Here is a 14,361-nt window from a genome sequence, read left to right as displayed (position 1 = left end):
CATTCCCGCCCGGCGGGTCAGCGCGGGTAGCGGCGGGAGGTGTAGACGCCGCCCGAGGGCGTGACCCTCGTCTGCGAGGAGCCGATCAGCACCAGGCAGCGCATGTCCACCGTCGCCGGGTCCAGCGCGCCGAGGGTGGTCACCCGGACGGTCTCCTCGGGCCCGCCGACGTCGCGGCCCACGACGACCACGGTCTCCGGTGCGCGGATCTCCAGCAGCACCTGCAGCGCCTCGCCGAGCTGGTGCGGGCGGTGCCTCGACCGCGGGTTGTAGAGGGCGATGACCAGGTCGGCGGCGGCCGCGTGCCGCAGCCGGTCCACGATGACCTCCCACGGCTTCAGGACGTCGGACAGGGACATCACGCAGAAGTCGTGGCCCAGCGGAGCGCCGACCCGGGAGGCCACCGCCTGGGCGGCGGTGAGACCGGGTACGACCCGCACCGGGACGCCGGCGAACTCGGGCCGCTCGGCAACCTCCAGCACCGCGGCGGCCATCGCGAAGACACCGGGGTCGCCGCTGGAGACGACCGCCACCCGGCGGCCGGACCGGGCCAGCTCCAGGGCGTGGGCGGCGCGGTCGGCCTCGACGCGGTTGTCGCTGGGATGGCGGGTCTGGCGCGGGTTGACGGCCACCCGGTCCAGGTAGGGGCCGTAGCCGACGAGGTCGTCGGCGCAGGCCAGCGCCTCAGCGGCCTCCGGGGTCGTCCAGCTCCGCGCGCCGGGGCCGAGGCCGACGACGACGACCTCACCGTCCGGGGTGGCCTCGACGGACGGCTGGAACGGCTCGACGACCTGCGGGGTGAGCGGGCTGGGCAGCAGGACGAGGGAGAAGTACGGGACGCTCACCGGGTCGACGTCGGCCAGCGGCAGGCAGCGCTGGCGGTCGGTGGTGGCCCGCTCGACGTAGAGGGCGCGGTCGAGGACGCCGGCCCGGTCGAACGCCTCGCGCACCTGCGGGAACGTGCGGCCGAGCTTCATGACGGCGGCGGAGTCGGTGGCGGCCAGCCGCGCGGCGAGCTCGTCGGCCGGCAGCGTGCCGGGCAGCACGGTGAGCACCTCGTCGCGCTCGACCAGCGGCCGGCCGACGGCGGCGGCCGCGCCGCTGACGCTGGTGACGCCGGGGACGACCTCGGTCGGGTAGCGGTGCGCCAGCCGCTTGTGCATGTGCATGTAGGAGCCGTAGAAGAGCGGATCGCCCTCGGCGAGCACCACGACGTCGCGGCCGGCGTCCAGGTGCGCGGCGAGCCGAGCGGCGGCCGCCTCGTAGAACTCGTCGATCGCGCCCTGGTAGCCACCGGGGTGGTCGGTGGTCTCGGTGGTGACCGGGTAGACGAGCAGCTCCTCGACCTGGCCCTCGCGCAGATAGGGCTCGGCCAGCGCGCGGGCGACCGACCGCCCGTGCCGGGCGGCGTGGAAGGCGACGACGTCGGCGGCGCCGATCAGCCGGGCGGCCTTGACCGTGACCAGCTCCGGATCGCCGGGGCCGAGGCCCACGCCGTAGAGGCGGCCGCTCACTCCTGGGTGCTCGCGATCGCGTTGATGGCCGCCGCGGTGATCGCGCTGCCGCCGCGCCGGCCGTGGACGACCAGGTGCTCGAGGTCGGAGGCGGCCAGCGCCTCCTTGGACTCCACCGCGCCGATGAACCCGACCGGGATGCCGATGACGGCGGCCGGCCGCGGTGCCCCGGCGGCGACCATCTCCAGCAGGTGGAACAGGGCGGTGGGCGCGTTGCCGATGGCGACGACGGCGCCGTCCAGCCGGTCCCGCCACAGCTCGAGGGCGGCGGCGGTGCGGGTGGTGCCGAGCTCGGCGGCGAGGCCGGGGGTACGCGGGTCGTGGAGCGTGCAGACGACGTCGTTGTCGGCCGGCAATCTCCGGCGGGTGATGCCGCTGGCGACCATCTGGGCGTCGCAGAGGACCGGCGCGCCGGCGTGCAATGCCTCGCGGGCCCGCTGCACGACCGCGGGGGAGTGGGTGACGTCGCCGACCAGGTCCACCTGCCCGCAGGCGTGGATCATCCGCACCGCCACCTGGGCGACGTCGGCGGGCAGGCCGGCGAGGTCGGCCTCGGCACGGATGGTGGCGAACGACCGCCGGTAGATCTCGGCGCCGTCCTTCTCGTAGTCGTACATCGGCGAGGAGGCTACGTCCCGTCGATGGGGCGCCTGCGGTGGGGAACGGCGGCCGTCGGGCCCGGTGTCGCCCTCAAACGCCTGTCCGCAGATCCACGAGGAGGCTCGACACCGCCTCCGGGCCGAGGCGTGCGCTCCGGTCAGGCGGGGGAGCCGGCGCCTTCGACCAGGTACCCGGTGCCGGTCGCGATCACGTCGACCACGTCGCCGGACGGGCGGCCGCAGCGGCGGCCGCACCCGGCCCAGTGCTGGCGCGCGCCGCTCGCCGGGAGCGCGCCCCCGGCGACCGCGCGCGCCGCGTCGGAACGGACGTCGGCCAGCGACCTGGCGCAGCCGGGCCGGCCCGCACAGGCGGTCACCCGCAGCCAGGTGCTGCCCGGATCGAGCACCAGCCCGGCCGCCGCGAGCGGCTCGGCGGCCGCGCCGTCCGGCAGGTCGGGGACGACGACGCTCCGCCAAGGGGTGAGCTGCACCCCGGTCGCCGCGGTGCCCGCCAGGAGGTCGGCCTGGTCGGCCGTCAGCCGGCCGAGCGGCACCACCGCGACCAGCGCCGTCCGCCCGTCGTCCTGCCGCAGCGCCCCGGCCGGCCCGGTCGGGGGTGCGGCCGGGACCGGGACGGGCGCGGAGCGCGGTCCGCCCACCGCGGCGGCGATCCGCGCCGGCCCCGCCGCCAGCTCGGACACCCGCCACGCGGTGCCGCCCTGTGCCCGGCGCTCGGCCACGAACGCGCGGGTGGCCGCCAGCGCCAGCGCGACGGCGTCCGCGGGTGAGGACCGCAGCCCGCTGTCGGCGCCGGCCAGGAGCAGCGCCACCGTCCCCTGGTCGAGGGCGAGCAGCCCGACGTCCGGCGCCTGCCCCGCGACGTCGCCGCGGCCGTCGTCGAACGCGGCGAGGAAGCGGCCGGGTAGCTCCGCCAGAGCCGGATCGGCGCACAGCGCGGTGTCGAAGGCCGGCACCCAGGGGCGCACGTCCAGCAGCCCGCCGACCCGGCCGCTGAGCACGCTGGCCAGCACGTTGCGGGCCGTCTCGTGCGTGGCGCTCGGCAGGAGGCCGGCGGCGGCCAGCCGGTCGCCGAGCTCGGCCGCGGATCCCGGCGCCAGACCCCGGAGCTGCACGTTGCCCCGGCTGGTGAGCTCCAGCGCGGCGTCGCCCAGCTCGCGGGAGGCGTCGGCGAGGACCCGCAGCTGCGCCACGGTGAGCGCACCACCGGGCACCCGGACCCGGGCGAGGGCGCCGTCGGCGGCCGCGTGCGTCTGCAGCGCGCCCGGGCAGGCGTCCGCGCGGTCACGGACGGGCGCCGGGACGGTCATGGTGGGGAAGGCTACTTCCCGGTGCCCGGCCTCCCGGCGTCGAAGGACATCCACACGCGGCGGCGGTCCGACCGGCTCCGCGCGTCCGCCATGGCGGCGACCCGGCGCTGCTGGTCCGGGGTCGCGGTGTGCTGCACGACGGCGAACTCCGCGTCCCGCATCGCCCGCTCGGCGGCGAACTCCGCCGGGGTCGAGGGGAACCCGTCGTCCACGTCGTCCTCGTCCACGTTCTCGGCAGGGTGGGCGTAGGGGCTGTCGGCCGGCAGGTTCCGCTCACCCGGCCGTAGGCCCCCAGGATCAGGAGCACCAGACCGGCGACGACGGAGAAGACCACGTTGGCGAACCGGAACGCCAGGAAGTTCAGGTCGGTCTCCAGCACGGCGAGGTTCACCAGCGCCGAGACCAGGAACAGCACGCCGACGACGATCATGACCGTCGAGGCGATGCGCGGTCCGCGCACGGCGGCGGCGATAGCTTCCCCTCCGGCGCACCGTTCGGATGCGATCGGTGGGTACTGCCTCGGCGCGCGCACGGCTCGCGGTAGCGTCCAGGCCACTACACGGCAGTGCAGCGAGGAAGCCGGTGCGAATCCGGTGCGGTCCCGCCACTGTGAGCCTTCGGGTGAGCCAGACACTTCGGCTGCCGTGCCCAGCGAACCGGGGCGCGGACCCCGAGGGAGGCGGCGTCGCCGTGTTCACCCTGCTCTCCACCAGCGACACCGACCTGCTGTCGGCCCGGGCCAGCGGCGCCGGCTGGCGCCCCGGCAACCCGGTCCGGCTCGGCGCCGACGGCGTCGCCGCGCTGGTCGAGGGAAGCGACCTCGTCGTCGTCCGCATCCTCGGCGTCCGGCGGCAGTACGAGGAGATGCTCGCGCCGCTGCTGGCCGGGGCCGTCCCGGTGGTCGTGCTGGGCGGTGAGCAGGTGCCCGACGCCGAGCTGATGGAGCTGTCGACCGTGCCGATGGGCGTGGCGACCGAGGCGCACGGCTACCTCGCCCAGGGCGGGCCGGACAACCTCGTCCAGCTGCACCGCTTCCTGTCCGACACGGTGCTGCTCACCGGAGAGGGGTTCGAGCCCCCGTCGGTCGCCCCCGACTGGGGGTTGCTGGACCGCACCGCCCGGACGACGACCGGCCCGCGGATCGCCGTCCTCTACTACCGGGCGCACCACCTGGCCGGGAACACCGCGTTCGTCGAGGACCTCTGCACGGCCGTCGAGGACGCCGGCGGGCAGGCGCTGCCGGTGTTCACCGCCAGTCTGCGCTCGATCGACCCCGGCCTCCTCGACACCCTGCGCGGCGCCGACGCCCTCGTCGTCACCGTCCTCGCCGCCGGCGGCTCCCGGCCGGCCACGGCCCAGGCCGGTGGCGACGACGGCGCCTGGGACATCGGCGCCCTGGCCGAGCTCGACGTCCCCGTGGTCCAGGGGCTGTGCCTCACCCGCTCCCGGGCGGAGTGGCTGGCCGACGACGACGGCCTCTCGCCGCTCGACGTCGGCAACCAGGTGGCGATCCCGGAGTTCGACGGCCGGCTGATCAGCGTGCCCTTCTCGTTCAAGGAGACCGACGACGACGGCCTGACCTCCTACGTCGCCGACCCCGAGCGGGCCGCCCGCGTGGCCGGTACCGCCGTCGCGCACGCCCGGCTGCGGCACACCCCGCCGGCCGAGCGCCGGATCGTGGTCATGCTCAGCGCCTACCCGACCAAGCACGCCCGCATCGGCAACGCCGTCGGGCTGGACACCCCGGCGTCGGTCGTCCGGCTGCTGGCCGCGATGGCCGGCCAGGGCTACGACCTGGGCCCGTTCGACGGCCCGGACGCGCTGCCCGGTGTCGCCGACCTGGACGGCGACGCGCTCGTGCACGCGCTCATCGCCGCCGGCGGCCAGGACGCCGACTGGCTGACCCAGGACCAGCTCAGCGGCAACCCCGTCCGCATCCCCGCGGCGACGTACCGCGCCTTCTTCGACACCCTGCCCGCGGACCTGCGGGAGGCGGTGGAGGAGCACTGGGGCGAGGCCCCCGGCTCCCTGTTCGTGGACGGGGACGACATCGTCTTCGCCGCCCTCCGCGCCGGCAACGTCGTCGTCATGGTGCAGCCGCCGCGCGGCTTCGGCGAGAACCCGATCGCGATCTACCACGACCCCGACCTGCCGCCGTCGCACCACTACCTGGCCGCCTACTGGTGGCTGCGGTCGGTGTTCGGCGCGCACGCGCTGGTGCACGTCGGCAAGCACGGGAACCTGGAGTGGCTGCCGGGCAAGACGGTGGGGTTGTCCGCGTCCTGCGGTCCGGACGCGGCCATCGGCGACCTGCCGCTGATCTACCCGTTCCTGGTCAACGATCCCGGCGAGGGCAGCCAGGCCAAGCGCCGGGCGCACGCCACGCTGATCGACCACATGGTGCCGCCGATGGCCCGCGCCGACTCCTACGGCGACATCGCCCGGCTCGAGCAGCTCCTGGACGAGCACGCCAACGTGGCGGCGATGGACCCGGCGAAGCTGCCCGCGGTCCGGGCGCAGATCTGGACCCTGCTGCAGGCGGCCAAGCTCGACGCCGACCTGGGCCTGAACGAGCGGCCGGAGGACGACCACTTCGACGAGATGATCCTGCACGTCGACGGCTGGCTCTGCGAGATCAAGGACTCCCAGATCCGCGACGGGCTGCACGTCCTCGGGACCCCGCCGAGCGGGCAGAACCGGGTCGACCTGGTCCTGGCCATGCTGCGCGCCCGGCAGATCTGGGGCGGCTCGGTCGCCCTGCCCGGTCTGCGGGAGGCGCTCGGGCTGGCCGAGGACGGCACCGCCGGGCTCGCCGCCACCGACGCCGTCGAGGCGCAGGCGGAGGCGCTGGTCTCGGGGATGGAGGAGCGCGGCTGGACCGCCGACGCCGTCGACGACGTCGTCCGGCAGGTGCTCGACCGCGAGGACGAGCGGGTGGCCGCCGTCCTGCGCTTCGCCGTCGACGAGGTCGTCCCGCGGCTGGCGCGCACCACCGACGAGCTGGACGCCACGCTGCACGCCCTCGACGGCGGCTACGTGCCGGCCGGGCCCTCGGGCTCGCCGTTGCGCGGGCTGGTCAACGTGCTGCCGACCGGCCGGAACTTCTACTCCGTCGACCCGCGCGCGGTGCCCTCCCGCCTGGCGTGGGAGACCGGGCAGGCGATGGCCGAGTCGCTGGTCGACCGGTACCGCGCCGACACCGGCGAGTACCCGCGCTCGGTCGGGCTGTCGGTGTGGGGCACCTCGGCGATGCGCACCTCCGGCGACGACGTCGCCGAGGTGCTGGCGCTGCTCGGCGTCCGGCCCGTGTGGGACGAGGCGTCGCGGCGGGTCACCGCGCTGGAACCGGTCCCGCTGGACGAGCTGGACCGGCCGCGGATCGACGTCACCGTGCGGATCAGCGGCTTCTTCCGGGACGCCTTCCCGCACGTGGTCACCATGCTCGACGACGCGGTCACCCTGGTCGCCGGTCTCGACGAGCCGGCCGACGTCAACTTCGTGAAGGCCCACGTGGACGCCGACGTGGCGGCCCACGGCGACCGGCGGCGGGCCACCACCCGGGTGTTCGGCTCCAAGCCGGGCGCCTACGGCGCCGGTCTGCTGTCACTGATCGACAGCCGGAACTGGCGCGGGGACGCCGACCTCGCCGAGGTCTACGCCGTCTGGGGCGGCTACGCCTACGGCCGGGACCTGGATGGTGTGCAGGCCCGGCCGGACATGGAGGCCGCCTACCGGCGGATCGCGGTGGCAGCGAAGAACGTCGACACCCGCGAGCACGACATCGCCGACTCCGACGACTACTTCCAGTACCACGGCGGCATGGTGGCCACGGTCCGCGCGCTCACCGGCTCGGCCCCTGCGGCCTACATCGGCGACTCCACCCGGCCCGAGTCGGTGCGTACCCGCTCGCTCACCGAGGAGACCGCCCGCGTCTTCCGGGCCCGGGTCGTCAACCCCAAGTGGCTGGCCGCCATGCGCCGGCACGGCTACAAGGGCGCCTTCGAACTGGCCGCCACCGTCGACTACCTGTTCGGCTACGACGCCACCACCGGCGTGGTGGCCGACTGGATGTACGAGACGCTCGCGCAGACCTACGTGCTCGACCCGGAGAACCGGGCGTTCCTGGAGCAGTCGAACCCGTGGGCGCTGCACGGCATCGCCGAGCGGCTGCTCGAGGCGGTGGACCGGAAGATGTGGGCCGAGCCCGACCCCGCCCTGCTCGCCGAGCTGCAGCAGGCCTACCTCGACACCGAGGGCGACCTGGAGGGCGGGGAGGCTCCGGCCGCCGCCCAGGCGGGCCGCGCCTGACGCCTCGGGCGGGTCAGGGCAGCCCGGTGGTGGCCTGCAGGTGGGCCAGGACGACGGGGTCGAGCCGGCCGTCGTGCCAGCGCTCCTCGAAGTTCTCCCGGCCCATCCAGTCGTAGAGGTCGCGCTGCACGTCCCCGGTGGCGTAGCCGGTACCCGCCAGGCGCGCGCGCAGCTCGCCGACGAGGGCGTCGTCGTACGGCAGCAGCTCGTCGGCGGGCGTGGAGCCGAAGTAGAGGTCGTGCAGGTCGAGCATCCGGGCGAGCTCGCCGATGGGCTCGGCGGAGTCGTCGCTGCGCAGGTCGACGACGACGTCGCCGAGGCCGCCGTAGCCTGCGCCCGCGGACACCACGAGCACCGCCGCCGCCTGCTTCCCGCGCGGGTCGCCACCGGCGTCCTGGCCCGCGGCGAGGCAGGCGACCAGCCGCCGGGCCAGCGAGGGTTCGGCGGCCGTGGCGAGCCAGCGGCCGGCCATCGCGTCGACCACCTCGGGCCCGGCGAGGAGGTTGCCCTGCGCGGCGAAGGACCCCTCCGGGCCCTCGCCCGTGCGCCCCCCGGCCCAGGGTTGCGCGCGGTCACCGGTGAAGGTGGCGGCCGCGCCGTCGCGGTCGACCACGCCGGCCTGCCGCTGGTCGCGCTGCGGGTCGCCGGCGAAGAAGCGGATCAGCAGGTCCGCGGCCCCCACCCCCTCGCGGAGCAGCTCGATGCCGCGGGTGCGCAGCTCCAGGTTGACGTGCGCCTGCGTGGCGAGCGCACCGGCGTCGGCGGCCGCAGCCGGCACGTAGGCGCCCGCGGCGAGGAACTTGCTGGCCACCGCGACGCCGAGCGCCGTGCCGTCGGGAGACCGCCCGACGATGGAGAAGGTCACCGACGGACCCTAGCCAGCCCCGTCCGGCCCGGCGCTGCGGACCCGGACTGCCGTCACTGCCGCCAGGCCGGCCGGATCAGGTGACGGGCCGTCTCGTCGTACCACCGGGCCGGCCGCCCGGGCCGGGCGCCGCGGGCCTCCGCCCAGGAGTGCGCCCCCAGCCGCAGGCCGTAGCCCACCAGGTGGCGCAGCGCGATGACGGCGGCCGCGGTGGCGATCGACTGCCAGCCGGGGTTCCCGATCAGCCGGAGGATGCCGGCGGCGACCAGCAGGTCGAGCAGGATGCCGAGGGCCAGCGCCGGACGGCGGGTGGCGCCCAGGGCGACCAGGGCGCTGATCACCGCCGCCCCGGCGACGAGCTCCGCGGCGGCACCGGTGACGGCGGCCAGCGTCGAGCTCACCCCGCCCGCCCGGTGCGCGGCGTCGACGTGCCCTGGTCCGCGCCGCCCGCCGTCGAGATGCCCCCGCCGGCGTCGGACGGCCGGTCGCGGTCCTCCTCGACCTGGCGGCGCTCCTCGGCGATCTCCTTGCCCAGGAAGTAGTTCAGCACCGTCCGGATCGCGGCGATGGCGGCGAGCTGCCCGATCTCCTCCCAGCTGGGGGCAACGGCGGTGCGCAGGACGTCGCTGGCCAGCTGGAACTCCAGGCCCAGGGCGAGGAACCGCCCCAGCGTCAGCCGGACCGGCACGAAGCCGTGGGCGCTCCGGTGCCGCAGGCCCATCCACACGAAGCGCATGAAGGCCCAGACGGCCCCCACGATGATCACCGCGGCGCCGCACGCCTCCACGATCACGACCAGGACGTTGACGACTTCCTGCAACAGCTCTTCCACGCGGCGCGCATACCCGGGCCGTCCGAGCGACCACGCATGACGACTGCGAGACTTCCCCGGTGAGCGAGCTACGGCACTCCGGGTCGATCACCGTCGCGACGTCGCCGGAGGACCTCTACGACCTGGTCTCCGACGTCACCCGCACCGGCGAGTGGAGCCCCGTCTGCGCCGCCTGCTGGTGGGACGAGGGCGCCTCGGGCGCGGTGGGGGACTGGTTCACCGGCCGCAACGTGACCCCGGAGCGCACCTGGGAGACGCGCTCGCAGGTGGTCGCAGCCGAGCGCGGCCGGGAGTTCGCCTGGGTCGTCGGTGGGTCCTTCGTGCACTGGAGCTTCACCCTGGCCCCCGTCGACGGCGGGACGGAGCTCACCGAGTCGTGGGCGTTCCTGCCCGACGGGCTGGCCATGTTCGCGCAGCGCTACGGGGACGCCGCCCAGGAGCAGATCGCCATGCGGACCCGCCAGGCGCACGAGGGCATCCCGGCGACCCTGACGGCGATCAAGCGGATCGCCGAGTCCGGCTGATCGACCCGGTCGCCGACGGTGGACACGCGCAGGCTCCTGCTCGGGGACTGGACGCCGGTCGTCCGGGACGGCATCGACGTGCTGCGGCTGGCCCTCCTGGGCGGAGCCGTCTGGTACGCCGTCGCCAGGGACGCCGGCGCGGCCGCGGTGCTCGCCGTCATGGGCGCGGTCACGCTCGTGGCGCGAGCGGTGAACCCTGCCGCGGATCTACGACCTGTCGGTCACCCTCGGCATGGCGCTGCAGGGGTTCGGCGAGGTGTGGGGGCTCTACGACAGGTTCGTCCGGTTCGACGACCTGGTGCACTTCTCGCTGCCGATGCTCACCGCCCCGGTCGTCTACATCGCGCTGGCCCGGCTCGACGTCGTCCCGGACCCCGGGACGAGACGCACCTGCGGCACTACGTGGGCATCGCCGTGGTGACGGCGGCGCTCGGCGTCACGGTCGGCGCGCTCTGGGAGATCTACGAGTGGCGGTCCGACGCCTGGTCCGGCACCGCGCTGTCCGAGGGCAACGACGACACCAACGGCGACCTGGTCCGCGACGGGCTGGGCTCGCTCGCCGGCGCCGCGCTGCTGGTGGCGCGGTTCGGCTGGGGCTCGGTGCGCCGGATCCCCGGGGTCAACACCCACGAGGAGGTCGACGCCTGAGCCCGCCGGCGGTGCTCAGCCCGGCAGCATCGACCCCGTCTCCAGGGAGCGGGTGTGCCAGCTCAGCGCCTCGGCGAGCAGGTGCGGGGTGTGCCGGCCGTAGGCCCCGCGGTCGGCGCGCTCCAGGTAGTCCTCGAGCAGCGGGCGGTAGTCCGGGTGCGCGCAGTGCGCGATCACCGCGCGCGCCCGCCGCCGCGGGGAGAGCCCGCGCAGGTCGGCCAGCCCCTGCTCGGTGACCAGCACCTGCACGTCGTGCTCGGTGTGGTCGACGTGGGACACCATCGGCAGGATGGACGAGATCGCGCCGCCCTTGGCCGTCGACGGGCTGAGGAAGAAGGAGAGGTAGGCGTTGCGCGCGAAGTCGCCGGAGCCCCCGATGCCGTTCTGGATCCGGCTGCCCATCAGGTGGGTGGAGTTGACGTTGCCGTAGATGTCGGCCTCGATCATCCCGTTCATCGCGAGCACCCCGAGGCGCCGGACGATCTCCGGGTGGTTGCTCATCTCCTGCGGCCGCAGCACGATCCGGTCGCGGTAGGCGGCGGCCGAGTCGTTGAACGCCGTGGCGGCGTCGGGGCCCAGGGAGAAGGCGGTCGCGGAGACCACCGACAGGGTGCCCGAGTCCAGCAGCTCCAGCATCCCGTCCTGGATCACCTCGGTGTAGGCGGACAACCCCTCGAACCGGGAGCTCTCCAGGCCGGCCAGGACGGCGTTGGCCACGTTGCCCACCCCCGACTGCAGCGGCAGCAGCCCCTCGGGCAGGCGCCCCCGGGCGACCTCGTGCTCCAGGAACTCCACCAGGTGACCGGCGATCCGCCGGGAGGTCTCGTCGGGCGCGGCCAGCGGGCTGTTGCGGTCGGGGGCGTGCGTCTCGACCACCGCGACGACCTTCTCCGGCGCGCACCGCAGGTACGGGGTGCCGATCCGGTCGGCCGGCCCGGTGAGCGGGATGGGCAGCCGGTGCGGCGGGAGCGCGGTGCCGTAGTAGATGTCGTGCATGCCCTCGAGGTCGGCGCTCTGCCACGAGTTGACCTCGAGGATCACCCGCTCGGCGCGGTCGAGCCAGGTCTTGTTGTTGCCGATCGAGGACGACGGCACGAGGTCGCCGCCGGCGGTGATCCCGCTGACCTCGACGACGGCGACGTCCAGCGGCCCGAGGAACCCCTCCCAGGCCAGCTGGGCGACGTGCGACAGGTGCACGTCCAGGTAGTCCATCTCCCCGGCGTTGATCTTCGCGCGGGTGACCGGGTCGGACTGGTAGGGGAGCCGTAGGTCCACGCCGTCGGCCGCGGCGAGCACGCCGTCGAGCTCCGGAGCGGTCGAGGCGCCGGTCCAGACGTTGACGCGGAAGGCATCGCCGGCCGCGTGGGCGGCGCCGATCCGGCGGGCGAGCGCCTCGGGCACCACCTTCGGGTAGCCGGCGCCGGTGAAGCCGCTCATGCCGACGGTGTCGCCGGGGCCGATGAGGGCGGCCGCGGCGTCCGCGGGCACGACCCTGCGGGCCAGCTCCGCGTGCTGGATGCGGCCGTGTCCTGGCATGGGCGCGGGTCCTCCGTCGGCTCGTGCGCGAGCACCCCGGTGGTGCCCCCGCGTCGTCGCCCGATCCTGCCCGACGGCGCTGCGCCGAGCGCCCCGGAGCGGGCAGGACAGCGTCGTCCGCCCTGCCGCTCCGGTCACCCGCCCGGTTTGACGCCCGCCGCGCACCTCGGCCGCCCGCCGTAGCCTCCGGGCATGCCGGACCAGACCTTCTCGATCGCCTCCGCCGACGACGTCCGCGTCACCGCCTACCGGTGGGACCCGGCCGGCCCGGTGCGGGGCATCCTCCAGCTCACCCACGGGATGGGCGAGCACCTGCTCCGCTACGAGGCGCTGGCCACTGCGCTGACCGGTGCCGGCTGGGTGGTCGTCGGGCAGGACCACCGCGGCCACGGCGCCACGGCGCAGGACGGCCGCTGGGGCGACCTCGGCCCCGGCGGCTGGGACGAGCTGGTGCGCGACATCGGCCGGCTCAGCGCGCACGTGCGGGCCGACCTGCCCGACGCGCCGCTGGTGCTGCTCGGCCACAGCATGGGCTCCTTCGCCGCCCAGCAGTACGTCCTCGACCACTCTGCCGAGCTGGCCGGCCTGGTGCTCACCGGCACCGCCGCGCTGGACCTGCTGGAGCCGGCCATGGACCTCGACGCGCCCACGGACCTCTCCGCGTTCAACGCCGCGTTCGAGCCGGCCCGCACCGAGTACGACTGGCTCTCCCGGGACGACGCCCAGGTCGACGCCTACGTCGCCGACCCGCGGTGCGGCTTCGGCCTCACGGCCGCGGACAGCCGGCAGATGTTCGTCTCCGCGCGGCAGGTGGCCGATCGCGAGCGGCTGGGCCGGCTGCGCAGCGACCTGCCGGTGTACGTCGCCGTCGGCGACCAGGACCCGGTCACCGGGCAGCTCGCGCTGGTGCACGGCCTGGTGCAGCGGTTGCGCGACACCGGGCTGACCGACGTCACCCTCGCCGTCTACGAGGACGCCCGGCACGAGGTGTTCAACGAGACCAACCGCGACGAGGTCGTCGCCGACCTGCTGGCCTGGCTGGACCGGGTGGTGCCGGCGGGCTGACCGGGAGCCCCGGGCGGGAACCGGCGTCCGCGGTGTTGACTGGCGCGCGGGCCCGGCCGTCCGGCCGGGCCGGACCCCGATCCCTGGAGGACGGCCATGCACCTCGGCGTCGACAGCTTCGTCTCGGCCGTGACCGACCCCCGCACCGAGCGGGTCGTCGGTCCGGAGGAGCGGATGGCGCACCTGCTGGAGGAGATCGAGCTCGCCGACCGGGTGGGGCTCTACTCCTTCGGCATCGGCGAGCACCACCGCCCCGAGTACTACGACTCCGCGCCGCCGGTCATCCTCGCCGCCGCCGCGGCCCGCACGTCCCGCATCCGGCTGGGCAGCGCGGTGGCGGTGCTCAGCGCGGCGGACCCGGTGCGCGTGTTCCAGCAGTTCGCCACCCTCGACCTGATCAGCCGGGGCCGGATCGACCTGGTGGTGGGCCGCGGCTCGTTCACCGAGGCGTTCCCGCTGTTCGGCCTGAGCCTGGGCGACTACGACGAGCTGTTCGCCGAGAAGCTGGACCTGCTGCTGCGGATCCGGGAGTCCGAGCACGTCACCTGGTCGGGGAAGCACCGGCCGGCGTTGACCGGCCAGGGCGTCTACCCGCGGCCGCTGCAGGACCCGCTGCCCATCTGGGTCGGGGTGGGCGGGACGCCGAAGTCCTTCGCCCGCGCCGGGCTGCTCGGGCTGCCGCTGATGGTGGCCATCATCGGCGGGGAGCCCCGGCAGTTCGCCCCGCTCATCGACCTCTACCGGCGGGCCGGGGCGCACGCCGGGCACGCCCCGGAGAAGTTGCAGGTGGGGCTGCACGTGTTCGGGTTCGTCGCCGACAGCACGCAGGCCGCCGCGGACACCATCTACCCCGGCTGGCACGAGCTGTTCACCAAGGTCTCGCGGGAGCGCGGGTTCGCCGCACCCACCCGGGCGCAGTTCGACGCGACCAGCGGCCCGGACGGCGCCTTCTTCATGGGCGACCCAGACACCGTCGCCGAGAAGCTGGTCCGGATCTCCGGGCAGCTCGGCGGCGTCGACCGGGTCGCGATCCAGATGACCAACCCGCGGCTGGCCCACGAGGACCTGTTGCGCGGGATCGAGCTGCTGGGCACCGAGGTCGTCCCGCGCCTCGCGGCCGGCTGAGCCCGGGTTCGCCGCCC

At 75.2% G+C, this 14,361-nt stretch carries 14 protein-coding genes, 1 pseudogene and 1 riboswitch; of the genes and pseudogenes, 6 read left to right on the top strand and 9 right to left on the bottom strand.

The window, feature by feature from the left end; all coding sequences use genetic code 11:
• Window positions 1–17: 17 nt before the first annotated feature.
• The 5 genes and pseudogenes from ACI790_RS10075 to ACI790_RS10055 all read right to left on the bottom strand — a co-directional run.
• Window positions 18–1,514 carry a precorrin-2 C(20)-methyltransferase gene (locus ACI790_RS10075; protein WP_456569645.1) on the bottom strand — a complete coding sequence of 499 codons (1,497 nt, stop codon included), beginning with the start codon at window positions 1,512–1,514 and terminating at the stop codon, window positions 18–20.
• Complete coding sequence (locus ACI790_RS10070) at window positions 1,511–2,131, bottom strand: precorrin-8X methylmutase (RefSeq protein ID WP_456569644.1); 621 nt, start codon at window positions 2,129–2,131, stop codon at window positions 1,511–1,513. The genes ACI790_RS10075 and ACI790_RS10070 overlap by 4 nt, the downstream gene beginning before the upstream one ends.
• A 140-nt stretch (window positions 2,132–2,271) precedes the next feature.
• On the bottom strand, window positions 2,272–3,441 hold the full coding sequence (locus tag ACI790_RS10065) for a precorrin-3B synthase (RefSeq protein WP_456569643.1): 1,170 nt from the start codon (window positions 3,439–3,441) through the stop codon (window positions 2,272–2,274).
• Between the two features lie 11 nt (window positions 3,442–3,452).
• Window positions 3,453–3,668, bottom strand: coding sequence for a hypothetical protein (locus ACI790_RS10060; protein WP_456569679.1), 216 nt, complete (start codon window positions 3,666–3,668; stop codon window positions 3,453–3,455).
• A 119-nt stretch (window positions 3,669–3,787) separates the two neighbouring features.
• A pseudogene (locus tag ACI790_RS10055) lies at window positions 3,788–3,871 on the bottom strand (DUF4383 domain-containing protein); the annotation flags it as partial.
• A gap of 144 nt (window positions 3,872–4,015) precedes the next feature.
• Window positions 4,016–4,075, top strand: a riboswitch (cobalamin riboswitch).
• A gap of 56 nt (window positions 4,076–4,131) precedes the next feature.
• Here ACI790_RS10055 and cobN point away from each other — a divergent pair.
• Window positions 4,132–7,749 (top strand): cobaltochelatase subunit CobN, encoded by a 3,618-nt coding sequence (cobN, locus tag ACI790_RS10050; RefSeq protein ID WP_456569642.1) that lies wholly within the window; start codon window positions 4,132–4,134, stop codon window positions 7,747–7,749.
• 13 nt (window positions 7,750–7,762) lie between these two features.
• Here the strand turns inward: cobN and ACI790_RS10045 are convergent, their stop codons facing one another.
• Genes ACI790_RS10045 through ACI790_RS10035 form a run of 3 tightly spaced genes read right to left on the bottom strand, consistent with a single transcriptional unit; the run spans window position 7,763 to window position 9,446 of the window.
• Window positions 7,763–8,614 carry a DUF1028 domain-containing protein gene (locus ACI790_RS10045; RefSeq protein WP_456569641.1) on the bottom strand — a complete coding sequence of 284 codons (852 nt, stop codon included), beginning with the start codon at window positions 8,612–8,614 and terminating at the stop codon, window positions 7,763–7,765.
• 53 nt (window positions 8,615–8,667) lie between these two features.
• Entirely contained in the window at window positions 8,668–9,015 is a 348-nt protein-coding gene (locus ACI790_RS10040) for a DUF1622 domain-containing protein (protein ID WP_456569640.1), read from the bottom strand.
• The gene (locus tag ACI790_RS10035; RefSeq protein ID WP_456569639.1) at window positions 9,012–9,446 is read right to left on the bottom strand and encodes a DUF1622 domain-containing protein; all 435 of its coding nucleotides are present in this window, start codon (window positions 9,444–9,446) and stop codon (window positions 9,012–9,014) included. The genes ACI790_RS10040 and ACI790_RS10035 overlap by 4 nt, the downstream gene beginning before the upstream one ends.
• Window positions 9,447–9,505: 59 nt before the next feature.
• Here ACI790_RS10035 and ACI790_RS10030 point away from each other — a divergent pair, with 59 nt between their 5' ends.
• From ACI790_RS10030 to ACI790_RS10020, 3 genes are all read left to right on the top strand, one after another.
• A complete protein-coding gene (locus tag ACI790_RS10030) occupies window positions 9,506–9,970 on the top strand; it encodes an SRPBCC family protein (RefSeq protein ID WP_456569638.1) in 465 nt (154 codons plus the stop codon).
• 232 nt (window positions 9,971–10,202) lie between these two features.
• Window positions 10,203–10,391 carry a hypothetical protein gene (locus ACI790_RS10025; RefSeq protein WP_456569637.1) on the top strand — a complete coding sequence of 63 codons (189 nt, stop codon included), beginning with the start codon at window positions 10,203–10,205 and terminating at the stop codon, window positions 10,389–10,391.
• Window positions 10,373–10,618: a hypothetical protein gene (locus ACI790_RS10020; protein ID WP_456569636.1), complete on the top strand. Its 246-nt coding sequence runs from the start codon at window positions 10,373–10,375 to the stop codon at window positions 10,616–10,618. The genes ACI790_RS10025 and ACI790_RS10020 overlap by 19 nt, the downstream gene beginning before the upstream one ends.
• Before the next feature lie 15 nt (window positions 10,619–10,633).
• Here the strand turns inward: ACI790_RS10020 and ACI790_RS10015 are convergent, their stop codons facing one another.
• On the bottom strand, window positions 10,634–12,154 hold the full coding sequence (locus ACI790_RS10015) for an acetyl-CoA hydrolase/transferase family protein (RefSeq protein WP_456569635.1): 1,521 nt from the start codon (window positions 12,152–12,154) through the stop codon (window positions 10,634–10,636).
• A gap of 192 nt (window positions 12,155–12,346) precedes the next feature.
• Here ACI790_RS10015 and ACI790_RS10010 point away from each other — a divergent pair, with 192 nt between their 5' ends.
• Window positions 12,347–13,219 (top strand): alpha/beta fold hydrolase, encoded by an 873-nt coding sequence (locus ACI790_RS10010; RefSeq protein ID WP_456569634.1) that lies wholly within the window; start codon window positions 12,347–12,349, stop codon window positions 13,217–13,219.
• 96 nt (window positions 13,220–13,315) lie between these two features.
• Window positions 13,316–14,344, top strand: a complete 1,029-nt coding sequence (locus ACI790_RS10005) for an Atu2307/SP_0267 family LLM class monooxygenase (RefSeq protein WP_456569633.1) — start codon at window positions 13,316–13,318, stop codon at window positions 14,342–14,344.
• The last annotated feature ends 17 nt before the right edge of the window (window positions 14,345–14,361 follow it).

Source organism: Blastococcus sp. SYSU DS0539, assembly GCF_054050855.1.
This window is presented reverse-complemented; position numbering and strand designations above follow the sequence as displayed.